We start from the raw sequence: 18355 nt of genomic DNA, 5'->3' as shown, positions 1-18355 counted from the left end.
CGCCTTTTCTTTTCAAGTTTTATATATGTATACGTAGTAGTAGTTAACAAGGATCGCACCTGGCTGTGGATAACCGGCGATTTCGTTGAGGGGTGGCCAGCGTACTTCTACAAAAGTTGTCCAGAGGGCGAAGTGGATAACCTTCGGCTCGCGGATCGCGCTCGCGGCAGGTTGCTGGCGATCGAGGTCCTTCGGAAGCAAAAAAGGGTTACGAGCGCAAAGCTCGTAACCCTTTTCAGTTCATCGGCGGCAAGTGAGCGGCGCAAGCGCTCGCGCGCTCAGGCCGCTTTCAGACGCGCAGGCTATTCACGATTGGCGTTCCGCCCGACGGAAGCTCGACCGACACACCTCAAACGTCAATATTCCCCGCCCGCAAAGCATTCGACTCGATGAAAGCGCGACGCGGCTCAACATCGTCGCCCATCAGCGTAGTGAAGATGCCGTCGGCAGCAATCGCATCCTCGATCTGCACGCGAAGCAAACGCCGCACAGCCGGGTCCATGGTTGTCTCCCAAAGCTGCCCAGGGTTCATTTCACCGAGGCCCTTATAGCGCTGCTTCGAAATGTTGCGTTCAGCGTCAGCCAAAAGCCACTTCATCGCACTCTTGAAGTCATTGACAGCCATACTCCGCTCGCCACGCTTGATCATCGCGCCAGCGCCGATCAACCCCTTAAAGGTATTCGCCGTATTGACGAGCTGCTGATAGTCCGCGGTCAACTGAAACTCTTCATCGAATACGGAGACCTTCTGATTGCCATGATGGGTGCGTGCGATGCGCAGCGAGCGCAGCTCACGCGCCGGGTCATACATGGTCGTGACCCTCACTTCGGGCTTGAGCGCGTCGTCGCGCAGCTTGGCCTCAAGCGCCTTGGCCGACGTCTCAGCCGCCGCTTCGTTGGAGAGGTCGATAATGACCCCATCCATCACCGCCTCCAGCGCCCCCGCGTCATATAACCGGCTCAGACGATTGACAACGGCTTGCGCAAGCAAATAAGCGCGCGCCAGTTCGCCCAGCGCATCGCCGGTAATCGGCGTTGCGTTTTCCGACGGCACGAGCTCCGACCCTTGCAGCGCAAGCTTCAGAATGTGAGCATTGACCTCGGACTCGTCTTTCAGATATCGCTCGTCCTTGCCTGCCTTGATCTTGTACAACGGCGGCTGCGCGATGTAGATATACCCACGCTCGATCATCTCCGGCATCTGCCGATAGAAGAACGTCAACAACAAGGTCCGAATGTGCGCACCATCGACGTCAGCATCGGTCATGATGATGATGCGGTGATAGCGCAGCTTGTCGAGGTTGTAGTCTTCCTTGCCGATCCCGCATCCGAGAGCGGTAATCAGCGTCACGATCTGCTCCGAAGAAAGCAGCTTGTCATAGCGCGCTTTCTCGACGTTGAGCACCTTGCCGCGCAGCGGCAAGATCGCCTGAAACTTCCGGTCACGGCCCTGCTTTGCCGAGCCGCCTGCCGAGTCGCCCTCGACGATATAAATTTCCGACTTCGCCGGATCCTTCTCCTGGCAGTCGGCGAGCTTCCCAGGCAAACCGACGCCGTCGAGCACGCCCTTGCGACGCGTCATCTCGCGCGCCTTGCGTGCCGCGTCGCGCGCGCGCGCCGCATCGACGATCTTGCTGCAGATGATCTTCGCGTCGTTCGGCGTTTCCTGCAGGAATTCCTCAAGCGCCTTCGCGACCACATCTTCCACCGGCGCGCGCACTTCCGAGGACACCAGCTTGTCCTTGGTCTGCGCGCTGAACTTCGGCTCCGGCACCTTCACCGATAGCACGCACGACAGCCCCTCGCGCATGTCGTCGCCCGAGGTCTCGACCTTCGCTTTCTTCGCGACTTCGTGATCGGCGATGTACTTGTTCAATACGCGCGTCATCGCCGCGCGCAAGCCGGTCAAGTGCGTGCCGCCGTCGCGCTGCGGGATGTTGTTGGTGAAACACAGCACGTTTTCGTTGTAGCTGTCGTTCCACTGCATCGCCACTTCCACGCCCACGCCGTCCTTCTCGCCGTTCACGTGGAATATGGTGGGGTGCAGCACGCTCTTGGTCTTGTTGATGTACTCGACAAAACCCTTCACGCCACCGACGAACGCGAAATCTTCGTCTTTGCCCGAGCGCTGATCGCTCAGGCGAATCCGCACGCCGTTATTCAGGAACGACAGTTCGCGAATCCGCTTGGCCAGAATGTCGTAGTGATATTCGACGTTGCCGAAGATCGTTTCGTCGGCCATGAAGTGCACTTCGGTGCCGCGGTTTTCGGTGTCGCCGGTCACGGGCATGGGCGATACCGCCACGCCGCCGATTTCTTCGATCACGCGGTTCTGCGGCACGCCACGGTGGAATTCCATGAAGTGCTTTTTGCCGTCGCGGCGCACCGTGAGGCGCAGCCACGCGGACAGCGCGTTCACGCACGACACGCCCACGCCGTGCAGACCGCCGGAGACCTTGTAGCTGTTCTGGTCGAACTTGCCGCCGGCGTGCAGCTCGGTCATCACGATCTCCGCGGCGCTGCGCTTGGGGTCGTGCTTGTCGTCCATCTTCAGGCCGGTCGGCACGCCGCGGCCGTTGTCGGTGATGGAGATGGAGTTGTCCGCGTGAATGATCACCTGAATGTCGTTACAGTGCCCGGCCAATGCCTCGTCGATGGAATTGTCGAGCACTTCGAACACAAGGTGATGCAAACCGGTGCCATCCGATGTATCCCCGATGTACATCCCTGGCCGCTTGCGCACGGCCTCCAGACCTTCGAGGATCTGAATGGACGACGCGCCGTAGCTGTTGTCGGGTTGCGTATTGTTCATTTCAGTCATGGATTTTTTCCGGTTCTGCGTTGCTGCCAGGTTGCTGCTCGGGACTTTTCAAAACGCCATAAAAACGCCAAAGGGGCGCTGCGCCCCTTGGTGTGTTCCAGGTGTTGGACGCGTCAGATGCGCATCGGCATCACCACGTATTTGAATTCGTCGTTCTCGGGAATCGTGATCAATGCGCTGGAGCTGGCGTCGCCCAGGCTCACTTGCAACATGTCTACCTTCAGGTTCGCGAGCACGTCGAGCAGATACGTGACGTTGAACCCGATGTCGACGCTGTCGCCGTCGTACGCGATTTCCAGTTCTTCCTGCGCCTCTTCCTGATCGGCGTTGGTGGACATGATCTTCAACTGGCCCGGCTCGATGATGCAGCGCACGCCCTTGAATTTGTCCGACGTCAGGATCGCCGCGCGTTGCAGCGAACGCTGCAGTTCTTCGCGACCGATCAGAAACTGATTCTTGTGCGACTTCGGAATCACGCGCTGGAAGTCGGGGAATTTGCCTTCCACCAGTTTGGACACCAGTTCGACCTGCCCAAACGTGAACTTGACCTGCGTTTGCGCGATGTCGATCTTCAGCGTGTCGTCGATGTCTTCCAGCAGGCGCTGCAACTCCAGAATTGTCTTGCGCGGAATGATCACTTCCTGACGCGCGAACGAGCCTTCAATCTTCATCGACGAAAACGCCAGACGGTGGCCGTCGGTTGCGACTGCCATCAACTGGTCGCCGTCCACGACCAGCAGCATGCCGTTCAGGTAATAGCGGATGTCCTGCTGGGCCATCGAAAAATGGACCATGCCGAGCAACTGGCGAAACGTCTTCTGCGGAACCACGAGGCTCGCGCCGTAGTCTTTAGCTTGCGCGACCGTCGGAAATTCGTCGGCGGCGAGTGTTTGCAGCGCAAACCGGCTCTTGCCGGATTGCACGGTCAAACGCTTGTCGTTCAGCATGAGCGTGACCTGGCCGTCGGGCATGGCGCGCAGGATGTCGAGGAGCTTGCGTGCGGCCACCGTGGTCGCCACCGAATCGCCGCCCACGCCGAAATCGGCGCGCGTGGTGATCTGCAACTCGAGGTCCGTGGACAGGAACGACACGTCCGGGCCGTTCTTGGTAATCAGCAAATTGGCGAGGATCGGCAGCGTATGGCGGCGTTCGACGATGCCGCTCACAGTTTGCAGCGGCCTGAGGAGGTTATCGCGTTCGGTCTTGACCAGTTGCATAGAGTTCCTTCGTTGATATAACGGCCTGCGCGCCTTGCCAGGCAATCGTTCCAGCGCGCAGCCGTGGCTCCCCGCCGGCGCCGCGCAGCACCCGTCACGGCGTGAAATCCGCCCGCGGCCGCTGGGCGGTTAAACCTGTATTGTGCCTGAAAACGGAACCGCCTCACTAAAATGGGGGCGAGTTGGAAAATAAACAGGTCAATGTTTCCGTCGCGGTCGCTCAGCCCTTCAGCGTCTGCTCGAGAACGTGCAATTCGTGGTTCAGTTGCGCGTCCTTGCTGCGCTCGTCGGCAATTTTGCGCACTGCATGCAGCACCGTGGTGTGATCGCGCCCGCCGAACAGCTCGCCGATTTCCGGCAGGCTCTTCTGCGTCAGCTCCTTCGCCAGATACATCGCGATCTGCCGCGGCCGTGCGATGTTCGCCGGACGCTTCTTCGAATACATGTCCGCGACCTTGATGCTGTAGAAATCGGCCGCAGTCTTCTGGATGTTTTCGACCGAAATCTGCCGGTTCTGCACCGTCAGCAGATCCTTCAGCGCTTCTTTGGTGACTTCGATCGTGACTTCGCGGCCGTGGAACTTCGAATACGCGAGGATCTTGCGCAGCGCACCTTCCAGCTCGCGCACGTTGGAGCGCAGGTGCTTCGCGACGAAGAACGCGACGTCCTCGTTCAGGCTGACGAATTCCGATTGCGCCTTGCGCATCAGAATCGCGACGCGCATTTCCAGCTCGGGCGGCTCGATCGCGACCGTCAGCCCCGAGTCGAAGCGCGAGATCAAACGGTCGTCGATCCCGGAAATCTCCTTCGGGTACGTATCGCTGGTGATGATCACCTGCGCCTTGTTCGCCACCAGAGCCTCGAACGCGTAGAAGAATTCCTCCTGGGTGCGCGACTTGCCTGAGAAGAACTGAATATCGTCGATCAGCAGCAGGTCGAGCGAATGGTAGTAGCGCTTGAAGTCGTCGAACGCCTTGCGCTGGTATGCCTTCACCACGTCGGACACATACTGTTCCGCGTGAATGTAGCGAATCCGCGCGCCGGCCTTCTCCATCAGCAGCTGGTTGCCGATCGCGTGGATCAGGTGAGTCTTTCCCAGACCCACACCGCCATACAGGAACAGCGGGTTGTACGAAATGCCGGGATTGTCCGCGACCTGGATCGCTGCGGCGCGCGCCAGCTGGTTGGCCTTACCGGTCACGAAGTTCTCGAAGGTCAGAACCGGGTTCAGCTTGGAACGCTCGTACATCGAGTCGTTTTCGCCGCTGCTGTTCGAGCCCGCGCTCTGGCCCGGACGCCAGGTGCGGCGTGCGGCCGCGGCTTCGTGGGCGTCGAGGCTCGGCAGATCGAGGTCGGCGGCATCGTCGGCCGCCGCGCGGGCGTGCGCGTTTTGCGCGGCCATTGCCTGGTTGGCGCGCGCCATATGCGCCGCCTGCACCGCGCCCACGGCCGCGCCTACTGCGGTGCCGCCCCCAGGATGAGTACCCATTGGCGCGGCCGAAGCCGGACGCGCCGGCGCCGGCGACGCCGCCACCGGGGCGCGCAGGCCCGCCTTCGGATCCAGCACGAACTGCACGTCGATCGGCGCGTGCCAGAACTCGCGGGCCATGTCCGCAATACGGCCGGCGAACTGGCTCTTGACCCAGTCGAGCTTGAAGCGGTTCGGCGCAGCGATGCTGAGCGTGTTCGCAGCGGCGTCGAAGGCGACCGGGGCCAACGGTTTGATCCACGTCACGTACTGCTGGGGCGTGAGCTCGCGCTCCAGCAATGCGGAACAGTGTTGCCAGAAATCGTTCATCGAGTTGCTGTCGTTATGATGTGCACGGCGGTCGCCGCCGCCGCTGTCGCGCGCACGCAACATGGCCTCGAGCAGCCAGGCGTAACGGCCCCAGGCGCTGTGCCACAAGGGTTTGCGGGACAAGCGAGCCGGAGCGGCGTGCAGCATTTTTGGGAAGTAAGGCGAGATTCTAACGCCAAAACGGACCCGCAAGGGAGTTATCCACAGGGACCGATCATCTGGCGGCCCGGCTCGGGCTGGCGGTCGAACCTGGCTAAACTGTTGACGGCCAACGGAAAAGCGGTTTAAATAGCGGGTTCCGCGAAAACCAATTCAGCAGACCTCCGGCCATTGCGCTTTCCGCGATGATCGCGCGGTTTTTTTTCGATCAAGTGAGAGCAACATGAAACGTACTTACCAACCGTCCGTCACCCGTCGCAAGCGCACCCACGGCTTTCGCGTTCGCATGAAGACCGCAGGTGGCCGCAAGGTCATCAACGCACGCCGCGCGAAGGGCCGCAAGCGCCTCGCCATCTAAGGCGAGCGGATTGCGCGCTGTGACCGAAGCCCGCGGCGAAGCGGGAGCGGCAGGGGCGCAGCAACAGGGCTCGGTTCCGTTGCGAGCGCAAGCCGCCTTCCCCAAAGCCGCAAGGCTGCTGAAAACGGATGAATTTTCATCCGTTTTTCGTTTGCGCCCGTGGCGCCGTACCGCGCACTTCGTGGTCTATGGCCGGCCCACCGGCAACGAAGCTCGTTTAGGCCTCGTAATCGGCAAGAAGTATGCGCCGCGCGCGGCCACGCGTAATCTGGTGCGTCGAATTGCGCGTGAAGCGTTCCGGTTGCGTCGTGCGGAATTCGGCGGTTGGGACGTGCTGCTGCGTTTGCACACGCGTTTCGACAAGAAAGCTTTGCCGAGCGCTTCGTCACCGCCGCTGAAGGCGTTGTGCCGCGGCGAGATCGAGGCGCTGCTCGACAAGGCAGCGCGCGAAATTATCCGTCGCGAGGCGCCGCCCGCGGAAGCGCCCAAGACGGAATGACGCTCAAGTGACCGCCCGTATGCGAGTTTCGGCAGTTCAGGCAGCTTTGGCAGCCGTGCTGCACGGGTGTCACCCGGTATTTCACGTTGCGCGGCGCCGTCCGGCCGCACCTGCCATGCAAACGGTACTGATCGCTTTATTGCGTTTTTACAAGCTTGCCGTGAGCCCAATGCTCGGCAACCGGTGCCGCTTTTACCCTTCCTGCTCTGATTACGCGCGCGAAGCAATCCAGTATCATGGCGCCGCGCGCGGGACTTATCTCGCCGCCAGGCGTCTTTGCCGGTGTCATCCGTTTTCCGCGGGCGGCATCGATCTCGTCCCGCCTCCCACTTCTGAAAAGCGCTGACGCGCCGTTCCATCGACACTGAGACAACGCATGGATATCAAACGCACCGTCCTATGGGTCATCTTTTTCATGTCAGCTGTCATGCTGTTCGACAACTGGCAACGCGACCACGGACGCCCGTCGATGTTCTTCCCGAGCGCCACGCCGACCAAGACAGTCGGTAGCGCCGCACCGGGAACCACGACGCCGGGAACCCAGCCGGCCGATCTGCCGGCCACCCAGGCAGCCGCGCCCGCCAACGCACCGGGTGCCGCGCAATCGCAGCTCGTGAAGTTCTCCACCGACGTCTACAGCGGTGAGATCGACACCCGCGGCGGCACATTGTCGCGCCTGTCGCTCGTCAAGCAGGGCGACGGCAAGCAGCCCGATCTCGTGATCACGCTGTTCGACCGCACCGGCAATCACACATACCTGGCGCGCACAGGTCTGCTCGGCGGAGATTTCCCGAACCACAACGACGTCTTCACGCTGATGCCGAATCAGCAGACGGAACTCAAGGACGACCAAAAGTCGTTCAGCCTCAGCTTCCAGTCGCCGGAAAAGGGTGGCGTGAGGGTCATCAAGACCTATACGTTCACACGCGGCAGCTACGTGATCGGCGTCGAGACGAAGATCCAGAACGTCGGTACGACGCCCGTGTCGCCTTCGCTGTACATGGAACTGGTGCGTGACGACCAGCCGGTGGACACGCCGCGCTTCTCGCACACGTTCATCGGGCCGGCTGTCTATACCGACCAGCATCACTTCCAGAAGATGACGTTCGGCGACATCGACAAGAACAAGCAGGACTACGCGACCTCGGCCGACAACGGCTGGATCGCGATGGTTCAGCATTACTTCGCGTCGGCCTGGATTCCGCAGCAGGGTGTGAAGCGCGACATCTACGTCGAAAAGATCGACCCGTCGCTGTACCGCGTGGGCGCCAAGGAGCCGCTGCCGACCATCGCGCCCGGCCAGACGGTGAGCGTGTCGGCGCGCCTGTTTGCCGGTCCGGAAGAAGAGCGCATGCTCGAAGGCATCGCGCCGGGCCTGGAGCTGGTGAAGGACTACGGCTGGGTCACGATCATCGCGAAGCCACTGTTCTGGCTGCTCGAGAAGATCCATAGCTACGTCGGCAACTGGGGCTGGTCGATCGTGTTGCTCACGTTGCTGATCAAGGCCGTTTTCTTCCCGCTGTCGGCCGCGAGCTACAAGTCGATGGCGCGCATGAAGGCGATCACGCCGCGCATGCAGGCACTGCGTGAGCGCTTCAAGGGCGATCCGCAAAAGATGAACGCGGCGCTGATGGAGCTGTACAAAACCGAGAAGGTGAATCCGTTCGGCGGCTGTCTGCCGGTCGTGATCCAGATTCCGGTGTTCATCTCGCTGTACTGGGTGTTGCTGTCGTCGGTGGAAATGCGCGGCGCGCCGTGGATTCTGTGGATTCACGATCTGTCGCAGCAGGACCCGTACTTCATCCTGCCGGTCCTGATGGCCGTCTCGATGTTCCTGCAAACCAGACTGAATCCGACGCCGCCGGACCCCGTTCAGGCCAAGATGATGATGTTCATGCCGATCGCGTTCTCGGTGATGTTCTTCTTCTTCCCGGCCGGTCTGGTGCTGTACTACGTGGTGAACAACGTGCTGTCCATCGCACAGCAGTACTACATCACGCGAATGATGGGCAAGTCGAAGATGAAGCCGGCCTGAGGCTCTCTTCGAGGCTGCGGGCGGCAGAGCCCGCCTCCCATTTGCCGCAAGCCGACGCTGGCCGACAGCGCAGCGACAAAAAAGCCGCCCGGTGCAAACCCGGCGGCTTTTTCTATGAGCGCTCGAATCTCCGCCTCAGCCCCAACTAGTCTTCCGTGTCTTCGCCGTAGAAGCGCTCGATCATCTCCTCGACGAGGTTGCGGTCTTTTGGCATCAGCGACGCAATCTTCGAGGCCAGTTCAATGGTCTCCGGCGTAGGCGGATATTTCTCGCCGCGCGCAAGTGGCCGGTTGCTCGAACCAGGCGGCGGTCCATAGTGAAGCCAGTGCTCGTTGACGTTCAGCCATTCGGCTAACGTGCGCAGTTTGTCCGGTTTCGGGATCGTGGTGCCGGTGAGCCACTTATGTGCGGTTTGCGGTGTAACGGGACGCTCGCCGCGATAGCGCAGATTGAATTGCTCCGCGAGTTTGGTCCCGCCGCGAATCTTGAGCGGCTCCAGCAGATCCTTCAGCCGTTTGGCGAAGGCGGCTTTTTCTTTATCGGTTGGCATGGGCCAGATTGTGCAATTCAGCGTCCACCCAGTTGACAACCACGCAAGCTTCGGCTTAGCGTATTTGAGATAGTTTTAGCTTGCGATGCGCCACCCGCTAAGCGTTGACGGGAATTCGATTTTTTCGGTTTTTTCTTTATCTGACCGGTTTCTCCGCCTGCCGTCTGTCTTATCCTGTCCCATTTATTCCAAGATACGGCAGTAGCGATCGTAGCTTATTTGAGATAAATCCTATTTGCTCCGAAAAAGGCCAGCAACTCGAGCCTCGGCGCTTGCAAACAGTCCCAAGATTCGCCCGCGTTACAATGCGCTCGCGCGGCATCCGCCGCCCCTGTCCCGCCTGTCTGCCCGCTTTTGCCACCTTCCTATGCTCAACACCGACTCCGACCCGATCGTCGCCATTGCTACCGCGCCCGGCCGGGGAGGCATCGGTGTCGTGCGCATCTCGTGCGGGCGCGCGGGCGAGGTAGCGGCGCACCCGCTCATGCGGGCGCTCACCGGCCAGACGCTGGCGCCGCGCCATGCGAGCTACGTCCCGTTCCTCGACAGCAGCGGCGCTGCCCTCGACCGTGGTATCGGGCTGTACTTTCCCGCGCCGCATTCCTATACCGGCGAGCACGTTCTCGAACTGCAAGGCCACGGCGGCCCGGTCGTGATGCAACTCCTGCTGCAGCGCTGCATCGACGCCGGCCGCGCGTTTGGGTTGCGGCTGGCCGAGCCCGGCGAGTTCACCCGCCGCGCCTTCCTGAACGACAAGCTGGATCTCGCGCAAGCCGAAGCCGTCGCCGATCTGATCGAGGCCAGCACCGAGGCCGCCGCGCGCTCGGCGGGCCGCTCGCTCGACGGCGCGTTCTCGCGCGACATCCATGCGCTGGTCGAAGAAGTGATCACGCTGCGGATGCTGGTTGAGGCGACGCTCGACTTCCCGGAAGAAGAGATCGATTTCCTCGAAGCCGCCGACGCGCGCGGCAAGCTCGCGCGCATTCGCGGGCGCCTCGAGCAGGTGTTGAGTGAAGCGCGACAGGGCGCGTTGCTGCGCGAAGGCTTGTCGGTGGTGCTGGCGGGACAGCCGAACGTCGGCAAGTCGTCGCTGCTCAACGCGCTGGCCGGCGCGGAACTCGCCATCGTCACGCCGATCGCGGGCACCACGCGCGACAAGGTCGCGCAGACCATCCAGATCGAAGGCATTCCGCTGCACGTGATCGACACGGCCGGCTTGCGCGATACCGAGGACGAGGTGGAAAAAATCGGCATTGAGCGCACCTGGAGCGAGATCGAGCGGGCGGACGTGGTGTTGCACCTGCTCGACGCACGCACCGGCATGACAAGCGAGGACCAGACGATCGCCGCGCGCTTTCCCGCGGGAGTGCCCGTGGTGCGCGTGCTGAACAAAACCGACCTGACTGGACTCGCGCCCACGGCGCAGGCGCTCGATCCGGATCTCGACGTCAGCGAGGTGCGGTTGTCGGCGAAACACGGCGACGGGGTGGCGCTATTGCGCGAGGAGTTGTTGCGGATCGCCGGCTGGCAGGCGGGTGCGGAAAGCGTCTACCTCGCGCGCGAGCGACATCTGATTGCGTTGCGCGCCGCGCATGAGCATCTGGCGACGGCGGCGGGACACGCGGATCAAAATTCCCAGGCACTCGATCTGTTTGCCGAGGAGCTGCGGCTCGCGCAGGACCAACTGAACGCGATCACCGGCGAATTCAGTTCGGACGACCTTCTCGGAGTGATTTTCAGCAGATTCTGTATCGGCAAGTAGAGGTGAGTCCGCAGTGCGGTGCAAATGCCTTGCCACATCGCGCTTTCATTGCGCGTGAGCCGCCTGGCTCGTCAGCCATTGCGAACCCGAAATCGCCCGAATCTTCGGTACACAGGAGACGCAAGGCTTAGAATCGCTGCTGTCCGTACACCATCGATTCCAGCATGCCCCGCTTAGCCGTCCCCCTGACCGAGCACCAGATCCGCTCGCTCGAACCGCGCGCGACCCGCTATTGCGTCGCCGACGGGAATGGCCTCGTGATCGAAGTCATGACGACCGGCACGAAGGTCTGGCGCTTTCGCTATACGCTGAACGGCAAGCGCCAGCCGCTTGCGACGATCGGCGACTACCGGATGATCTCGCTGCGCGTTGCGCGGGCCAAGGCGCAGAAATATGCGCAGATGGTGGCGCAAGGCATTTCGCCGGTTGCCACCGCGCGGCGCGACCGCGGGGCCGAAAGCAAAGCGGACGTGCTGCGCGAAGCGGCCGAGCTTTATGTCGCCACGGCCATGGCGGGCAAGTCCGCCGAATATCGCCGCACGACCCGCCGCGCGCTCGACAAGGACGTTTTGCCGGCGATCGGCGGCAAACCGATCAACGCCGTGACTCCCGACGACATTGTCAAGATTTGCGAGCGGATCAAAAGCCGTGGCTCGCCGAAAATGGCGCTGCACACGCGCAACGTGGTCAAACGGCTTTATGCATATCTGATCGCCCGGCAACTCGCCAGCAGCAATCCGGCCGAGCTCGTGCCGGCGCGCTCGATCGCCACGTTTGAGAGCCGCTCCCGGGTTCTTGGCGGCGAAGAGATCGGCACAATGCTGCACGCAATCGACGCGTCGAGCATTCGCCGGGCGCTCAAGCTGGCGCTGCATCTGCTGGTGCTGACAATGGTGCGCAAGTCGGATCTGATCGAGTCGGCATGGACGGAATTCGACTTGGACCACGCTCGCTGGACGATCCCTGCCGCGCGTTTGAACGCCGATCGGGACCGCGTTGTCTATCTTGCGCATCAGGCTGTTTCGATCCTGCGCGAGCTCCAACGCACGAACGCGAACCGGCAGTTCGTATTCGCAAGCGTGCAGGGCGACGACCGGCCGATTGCCAAAAGTACGTTGAACCAGGCGGTCAAAGCGCTCGGGCTCGAGGTCGAGCACTTCGTGCTGCACGACTTCCGGCGCACCGCGTCGGCGCATGTCCGCGCAGCCGCGCAGCGGGATGCAGTAGTCGATGATGCCTCGGCGCTGGACGAAGAACGCCTCGGACTACACGATCCGGAGTCGGAGCAGCGGCGAGTCGTTCAGCGGTGGGCGGATTTTGTCGACACGCAGATTGATGTCGCACGGCACACGGCAACAGGTTCGGCCTGACGGACATGGGCGGGGTTTTGGCCGGCCCGGCCGACGCGTCGCACCCTAGGGAACCGTTGGTACACAAGACGACCCGGACCGGTCCGGAACGGCAGCGGGTGAAGGAGACGCGCATTGCCCGCCCGGTTTCAAGTAGCAAGGTTGTGCGCCCCACGAGGCCTGTTGCGCAAGCCTCATTCCCCCTTCGTTCCCCGATTCGCATCGCCTAAACTAAAGCATCGATGCATGCCGATGCGGAGGTTGCCATGCCTGAATCGTTGATCGCTTATTTGATGGGCCCCGCGGTAATGCTGGTGGTCGGCCTTGCTATCTGGGCGGCGTCCCGGTATCACCATGATACGAGGCCGCCGAAACTCGAACGCTGGCTCGATACGCACTACGCGGAGTGGCTGCATCACAAGCACTGAGCGGTGCATGAAATGGCAAGGCCGTCGCATCGAGCGACGGCCTTTTTTATCGCGGTGCGGGTTATCGCGCCAACCTGTACGGTCACCACCCCGCTTGCGGTTGAGGCTGCGCGTACCCATACTGCCCCGGCGGCGGTGCCCCGCAAGCGACATATGCGCGCTGGTACTGGTCGTAGCAGTATCCCGGCGGCGGTCCCGCATAAACCGGTGCCGGTTGATAGACCGGTTGCGCATAGACAGGCGGTTGATAAGCCACCACCGGCGCCGGACTCAACGCCGAGGTCACCACCGCGCCCAACACCGCCCCGCCGATCAGCGCGCCAACCAGGTCGCCACCATGACCGTGCGCGGACGCTTGCCCCGCTGCGCACAGACTTCCCGCCACCACCAACGCCACCGCGATCTTTTTCATGTTTATCTCCCGCCCGTTAAGGCATGGGGCGATTGTGAATGGCACGGGCAGAAATAGGTGCAGCAAGTGGTAACGGAACATTACGATATAACTGCCGGTCACCGCAAACATCAAGCGTGCGGCAGGCGCGCGGTGAAAGAAGTCGTGGACAATACCGAGAGTACCGCCCGACGCAACATGAACCTGCAACCAGCAAAGGACACGCGATGACCTACGACGCCAACAATCCCTTCGCACGGATTCTGCGCGGCGAACTGCCTTGCATCAAAGTGGCCGAAAGCGACGCGGCGCTGGCCTTCATGGACCTCATGCCGCAAGCCGATGGTCATCTGCTCGTCGTGCCGAAAGAACCGGTGGCCGAGATATTCGAATTGTCCGAAGCGTCCCTGGTAGCGAGCATGCGCATGACGCAAAAACTCGCGATAGCCGTGCGCGTCGCGTTGCGACCCGACGGCGTTTTCATCGGACAGTTCAATGGCGCGGCGGCCGGACAGACTGTGCCGCACGTGCATTTCCACGTGATTCCGCGCTGGCAGGGTCAGCCGCTAAAGATGCACGCGCGGGAGGTCGCCGACGCCGACACGCTCGAAGCGGTTGCCAAGCGCATCCGCGCGCACTGGCGCGCCGACTGACCATGCAGGCCGCATCGAACGGGGCGCCCTAACCCTGCGCAAAATCTTTGGAACCCGCGGGGTTCGGCACGTAACGAGGCTTTGACTGCCGTGTTGCGCTCAAGGCATTAATGGCTGAACCGCTTTTGGCCTAGCCAACGGGCTGGCTTTTCGGTGGCGGTTCGGGCGCGCGAACCGCCCTTCTTGAGCAAACCTCGTGCGGTTCAGAGGCGGTGCCGCGCACGACGCAGTGGATGGCGCCAGTCAATCCGTCGATGTCTGGAAGGCACGGCGTGCTCGTCGTGCAAATGACGGTGTTCCTGCCACAATTCGTCGGAAAAAAGAAAGGTGACGATGAGCAGCGGAATGACGAGGAATGCGCCCAATATCAAGTGCTCGATCATGGTGCCCTCCGATCGCAGGAGCATGAATTCATTGTAGAGCACCGCACGTGCCCATCTCGCGCCGCGGCGTTTATAAACATTCTGGCACCGCGTGACGGGTTGCCGTCGCCTTTTTGCCCTGCTTTGTCGCCTGGCCCACGCTGTCAGCAACGCATTTCGAGTAAAGCGGTGGACCTTCCCCGCGTACCTGGCATTGATTAAGTCCTGCATGTGGCCCGTTACTTCGCATTTCTTATGAACCCGCTGCCGTGACTTTGTGTGCAATGCACCAACGGAGCGGCTGCTTGGTATTGATTCGCTTAATTGCTGCTACGCGTTTACGCGGATCTATGCCGCAAAGCTTTGATCATTAAAGCTCGCCGAGCCGCGTCGCTTTTATTTATTTGCTTCAATGCCGGCCGATTGTCTCGGCAATCCACGTTTTGGAGCCACGCCGGAGGGTGCGGCAATTCGCCACTGTTGCGACCGCACACAGGATGTGCTTGTCGTTTTCTCCCGTTCTTCTAGAGTGAGTGATGCGCGCTAAATGTTGAAGTTAAATACATAGCTAACCTGAATGTCCGTTCTGGAGCCCGAGGTCAATATGAAAACACGCTTCGCCCTTGTTTTCGCGATTGCAAGTCTGGGTGCCGCGAGCGTCCAGGCGCAAGACGCCGTAATCGCTCCGCAGCAAACTATTCAGTTCAAGGCCAACGCGTATGGTTGCCTGTCGAAAGACAAACTCGACGCCGCCGACCAGCACGCGCGAGCCGGTGAACAGCAAAAAATGATGGAATTCTTCTCAGGATTCCAATGTGTTTCGACCCCGCCGAACTCCGATTTTCGAGTTGTCCGCGTGGTCGGCCACGATATCGAATTCGTGAATTCCGGCAATAGCGACACGCAAGGCCTCTGGGCGAACGACCGGTTTATCAAGCAATAAGCCCGAACGGCGGCGTTCCGGAAAAGAGCCGGAAAGCGACCGGTTATGTCGCATCCTCGGACGATCGAAAGCCCGCGATGTTAAACGGCGTGGGTGGAATTTAGCGGCTCAGCATTGAATGCTCGGGCCGCTTTAGCATGTCTGCGTGCTTGCGGCGTTCCGGCTGAGCCAAAGGAAAAAAGCCGATGCGGATTATCAGCCCGCATCGGCAGTACGCCTTCTCGCAAAGCGCAGCAACAATCAACAGAAAGAACCAGCCACTATCGGAGCACGATCATGCGTCGCTCGAAGCGGATCGCGCGGGACCGGGGCGCCGCGAAAATACGCGTGCGCGTCAGTTAGAAGCTCGCGTCAGTGGACGCGTTTGCTGCGACGGTACTGGTCGAACAGCACCGCCAGCAGCAGAATCCCGCCGCGAATCAGGTACTGGTAGAAGGTCGGCACGTTAAGCAGGCTCATCGCGTCCTGCACGGAGCCCATGATCAGCACGCCCACCAGCACTCCCGAAATCGTAGCCACCCCGCCCGTCAGGGAAACGCCGCCGAGCACGCACGCCCGAGATCACGCCGAGCTCCAGCCCGACCGACGTCTTCGGGTCGCCGAGACTCATACGCGAGGCGAGCATCACACCCGCGAAGCCGGTCACGAGTCCTTGCAACACGAACACCGTGATCTTGATGCGCGTGACGGACAAGCCCGCCAGCAAGGCCGCCTCGCCATTGCCGCCGACGGCCAGCACGTTCTTGCCGAACACCGTTTTCTTCAGCAGGAAACCGAACAACACGAAACCGACGATGTTGCTCCAGATCGGAAAGGAAATGCCGAGGAACGAGCCGCCGCCGAGGTCGAAGAAACGCTCCTCGGAGATCATGACCGCGTCACCGTTCGACGTGATGTACGCAAGGCCGCGCACGACTTCCATCATCGCGAGCGTGACGATCAGCGAGTTGATCTTGTAGCGCGCGACGAGCACGCCGTTCACGAGGCCGACTGCGCCGCCCGCCAGCACGCCGCCCAGGACGACGATCGACGCCACCGACAGATCCACTTCACCGAGCGCGAGCACGAACATCATGGTCACGGAGATCGAGCCGATCAGCGTGACGGAGAGCAGCAAGCCCTGGATATTGCGCGAGCTGATGAAGTCCGGGACAGTGAACGACAGCACTGCGAACAGGATGACGAACACCATCACGATGCCGGACTTGTTGATCAAATCCCAGCTGCGTGCGGCGCGCGCGCTCAGGCTCGCTGGGGCGACAGCTGGGGTCGTGGAATCGGTTGAGGGTGTGTTCATGATGTGTGTTTCCGTTTCAATGGCGCGATTCAGTCGCGTGCGTTCGTTTGGCGTGCTTCGCTCGGGCAGATGAAGGTGGACTTTCAGCGCGGCAGCGCGAGCTTGATCAGCGCATCGGGGGTGGCCTGCGCCTTCGGCAGATCGCCGACGATGCGCCCCTCCTTCATCACGATCACGCGGTCCGTGACGCCGATCACTTCGGCCAGATCGCTCGAGACAACGATGACCGTGCGGCCCGCATCGGCGAGTCCGTATAGCAGCCCGTAAATCTCGCTGCGCGCACCGACGTCGATGCCGCGCGTGGGCTCGTCCATCAGGAACACGTCGATGTTTTCCGCGAGCCAGCGCGACAAAATCACTTTTTGCTGATTGCCGCCGGACAATGTGCCGATCGGCGTCTCGCCGTTGCGCGTCTTGATCGCGAGCTTGCCGATGAATTCGCGGGCGGTCTGCGCTTCCTTGCGGCCGTTGAGCACGTTGAAGCGGCTGAAATGGCGGCGGCAACTGATGTTCAGGTTGTCCGATACCGAGGCGATCGACACGATGCCTTCCTGCTTGCGATCCTCCGGGCATAGTGCGACGCCCGCGCGTACCGCATCGCGCGGCGTGGCGAAGCGCACGCGCTTGCCTTTGAGCGTGATCTCGCCACCGGCCGGCTTGACCGCGCCGTAGATCGGCTTCATCGGCTCGGAACGGCCTGCGCCGACCAGCCCGAAGAAGCCGACGATTTCGCCTTTGCGCGCCGCGAACGAAGCCGGTTCGCGCAAGCCGGGTCCCATCAGGTCCTTGACGTCGATCTGCACGTCGCCGAGTTCGCGCGAACGGTAGCCATACACGTCGGCGATCGAGCGGCCGACCATGCAGCCGATCAGCCGATCGCGATCGAGCCCGTCGCCCGCTTCGAATGTGTCGATGCGGCGGCCGTCGCGAAACACCGTGACGCGATCGCACAGCTCATGGACTTCGTCCATCCGGTGCGTCACGTAGATGATCGCGCGGCCTTCGGCCTTCAACGCGCGGATGATGCGGAACAATTGCGTGGTCTGGCGCGACGACAGCGAACTGGTCGGTTCGTCGAACGCGATCATGCGCGCGTCGCGCATCAGCGCCTTGCCGATCTCGATCATCTGCCGCTGCCCGATGGACAGGTTCTTCACCTGCTGCGACGAATCGATCTTTTCGCCGAGCCGTTCCAGCTCACGTACCGCGCGGGCGAGCAGTGCCTTTTCGTCCAGTACACCGAAACGATTGGGCAGCGCACCGAGCATCAGGTTTTCCGCAACGGTGAGTTCGGGCACCAGATGCAGTTCCTGATAGATGATCGCGACGCCCGCCGCGATGGCCGCCTTGGTCGTGGTGAATTGCTGGGCAACGCCATCCAGCGACAGGGTGCCCGCCGCCGGTTGATTCACGCCGGACAGTACTTTGAGCAGCGTCGATTTGCCGGCGCCGTTTTCGCCCATCAAGCCATGCACTTCGCCGCGCCGCACTTCGAGCGAGACCTGATCGAGCGCGAGCACGCCGGGAAAGCGCACGGAGATGCCGTCGAGCTGCAGGTACGACGCGGCGTCGACGCTGGCCAAGGCGGACACAGGCAAAGGCGAGGGCGCTTGCGCCGACAGCGCCGATGCATCGCCGCGGGCGTCGGTGGGTAAGGACGTCATCGAAAAAACCTCGAACAAATGGACAACTGTGCTCAACAGCGCGGGCCGGTCTCGCGTCACCGCGAGGCG

The 18355-nt window shown here is 61.6% G+C and carries 16 protein-coding genes and 1 pseudogene; 9 read left to right on the top strand and 8 right to left on the bottom strand.

Going from position 1 to position 18355, the window contains the following annotated elements; genetic code table 11:
• Window positions 1-349: 349 nt before the first annotated feature.
• The 3 genes from gyrB to dnaA all read right to left on the bottom strand — a co-directional run bounded on the left by gyrB (window position 350) and on the right by dnaA (window position 5836).
• The gene (gyrB, locus tag ABQJ48_RS06700; protein ID WP_367836852.1) at window positions 350-2821 is read right to left on the bottom strand and encodes a DNA topoisomerase (ATP-hydrolyzing) subunit B; all 2472 of its coding nucleotides are present in this window, start codon (window positions 2819-2821) and stop codon (window positions 350-352) included.
• Window positions 2822-2934: 113 nt separating this feature from the next.
• A complete protein-coding gene (gene dnaN, locus ABQJ48_RS06695; RefSeq protein ID WP_367836850.1) occupies window positions 2935-4038 on the bottom strand; it encodes a DNA polymerase III subunit beta in 1104 nt (367 codons plus the stop codon).
• Window positions 4039-4258: 220 nt separating this feature from the next.
• Window positions 4259-5836: a chromosomal replication initiator protein DnaA gene (dnaA, locus tag ABQJ48_RS06690; protein ID WP_367837014.1), complete on the bottom strand. Its 1578-nt coding sequence runs from the start codon at window positions 5834-5836 to the stop codon at window positions 4259-4261.
• A gap of 382 nt (window positions 5837-6218) precedes the next feature.
• Here dnaA and rpmH point away from each other — a divergent pair, with 382 nt between their 5' ends.
• The 4 genes from rpmH (at window position 6219) to yidC (ending at window position 8887) form a co-directional block, all read left to right on the top strand.
• Entirely contained in the window at window positions 6219-6353 is a 135-nt protein-coding gene (rpmH, locus tag ABQJ48_RS06685; RefSeq protein ID WP_004198824.1) for a 50S ribosomal protein L34, read from the top strand.
• A gap of 19 nt (window positions 6354-6372) precedes the next feature.
• Window positions 6373-6852: a ribonuclease P protein component gene (locus ABQJ48_RS06680; protein WP_473094103.1), complete on the top strand. Its 480-nt coding sequence runs from the start codon at window positions 6373-6375 to the stop codon at window positions 6850-6852.
• Window positions 6853-6967: 115 nt separating this feature from the next.
• Window positions 6968-7198, top strand: coding sequence for a membrane protein insertion efficiency factor YidD (gene yidD, locus ABQJ48_RS06675; RefSeq protein WP_367837013.1), 231 nt, complete (start codon window positions 6968-6970; stop codon window positions 7196-7198).
• Between the two features lie 30 nt (window positions 7199-7228).
• Complete coding sequence (gene yidC, locus ABQJ48_RS06670) at window positions 7229-8887, top strand: membrane protein insertase YidC (protein ID WP_367836835.1); 1659 nt, start codon at window positions 7229-7231, stop codon at window positions 8885-8887.
• Window positions 8888-9032: 145 nt separating this feature from the next.
• Here the strand turns inward: yidC and ABQJ48_RS06665 are convergent, their stop codons facing one another.
• Window positions 9033-9437 (bottom strand): XRE family transcriptional regulator, encoded by a 405-nt coding sequence (locus ABQJ48_RS06665; RefSeq protein ID WP_367836834.1) that lies wholly within the window; start codon window positions 9435-9437, stop codon window positions 9033-9035.
• A gap of 367 nt (window positions 9438-9804) precedes the next feature.
• On the opposite strand from ABQJ48_RS06665, the gene mnmE reads away from it, so the two are divergent.
• The 3 genes from mnmE to ABQJ48_RS06650 all read left to right on the top strand — a co-directional run bounded on the left by mnmE (window position 9805) and on the right by ABQJ48_RS06650 (window position 12976).
• Entirely contained in the window at window positions 9805-11199 is a 1395-nt protein-coding gene (gene mnmE / locus ABQJ48_RS06660; protein ID WP_367836833.1) for a tRNA uridine-5-carboxymethylaminomethyl(34) synthesis GTPase MnmE, read from the top strand.
• Between the two features lie 164 nt (window positions 11200-11363).
• A complete protein-coding gene (locus ABQJ48_RS06655) occupies window positions 11364-12569 on the top strand; it encodes a tyrosine-type recombinase/integrase (RefSeq protein ID WP_367836832.1) in 1206 nt (401 codons plus the stop codon).
• Between the two features lie 245 nt (window positions 12570-12814).
• Window positions 12815-12976 carry a hypothetical protein gene (locus tag ABQJ48_RS06650; RefSeq protein WP_367836831.1) on the top strand — a complete coding sequence of 54 codons (162 nt, stop codon included), beginning with the start codon at window positions 12815-12817 and terminating at the stop codon, window positions 12974-12976.
• 82 nt (window positions 12977-13058) lie between these two features.
• On the opposite strand, the gene ABQJ48_RS06645 is transcribed toward ABQJ48_RS06650, so the two are convergent.
• A complete protein-coding gene (locus ABQJ48_RS06645) occupies window positions 13059-13388 on the bottom strand; it encodes an ecotin precursor (RefSeq protein WP_367836830.1) in 330 nt (109 codons plus the stop codon).
• Window positions 13389-13594: 206 nt separating this feature from the next.
• Between ABQJ48_RS06645 and ABQJ48_RS06640 the strand changes: the two genes are divergently transcribed.
• Window positions 13595-14020: an HIT family protein gene (locus ABQJ48_RS06640; RefSeq protein WP_367836829.1), complete on the top strand. Its 426-nt coding sequence runs from the start codon at window positions 13595-13597 to the stop codon at window positions 14018-14020.
• Between the two features lie 203 nt (window positions 14021-14223).
• Here the strand turns inward: ABQJ48_RS06640 and ABQJ48_RS06635 are convergent, their stop codons facing one another.
• Window positions 14224-14403: a hypothetical protein gene (locus ABQJ48_RS06635; RefSeq protein ID WP_367836828.1), complete on the bottom strand. Its 180-nt coding sequence runs from the start codon at window positions 14401-14403 to the stop codon at window positions 14224-14226.
• A gap of 583 nt (window positions 14404-14986) precedes the next feature.
• Here ABQJ48_RS06635 and sap1 point away from each other — a divergent pair.
• On the top strand, window positions 14987-15325 hold the full coding sequence (gene sap1 / locus ABQJ48_RS06630) for a surface attachment protein Sap1 (protein WP_367837012.1): 339 nt from the start codon (window positions 14987-14989) through the stop codon (window positions 15323-15325).
• 351 nt (window positions 15326-15676) lie between these two features.
• Here the strand turns inward: sap1 and ABQJ48_RS06625 are convergent.
• Both ABQJ48_RS06625 and araG read right to left on the bottom strand, forming a co-directional pair.
• Window positions 15677-16622, bottom strand: a pseudogene (locus tag ABQJ48_RS06625) (ABC transporter permease subunit).
• An 83-nt stretch (window positions 16623-16705) separates the two neighbouring features.
• Complete coding sequence (gene araG / locus ABQJ48_RS06620) at window positions 16706-18286, bottom strand: L-arabinose ABC transporter ATP-binding protein AraG (protein ID WP_367836826.1); 1581 nt, start codon at window positions 18284-18286, stop codon at window positions 16706-16708.
• Between the last annotated feature and the right edge of the window lie 69 nt (window positions 18287-18355).

Source organism: Paraburkholderia suaedae (genome assembly GCF_040812055.1).
GTDB lineage: Bacteria > Pseudomonadota > Gammaproteobacteria > Burkholderiales > Burkholderiaceae > Paraburkholderia.
This window is presented reverse-complemented; position numbering and strand designations above follow the sequence as displayed.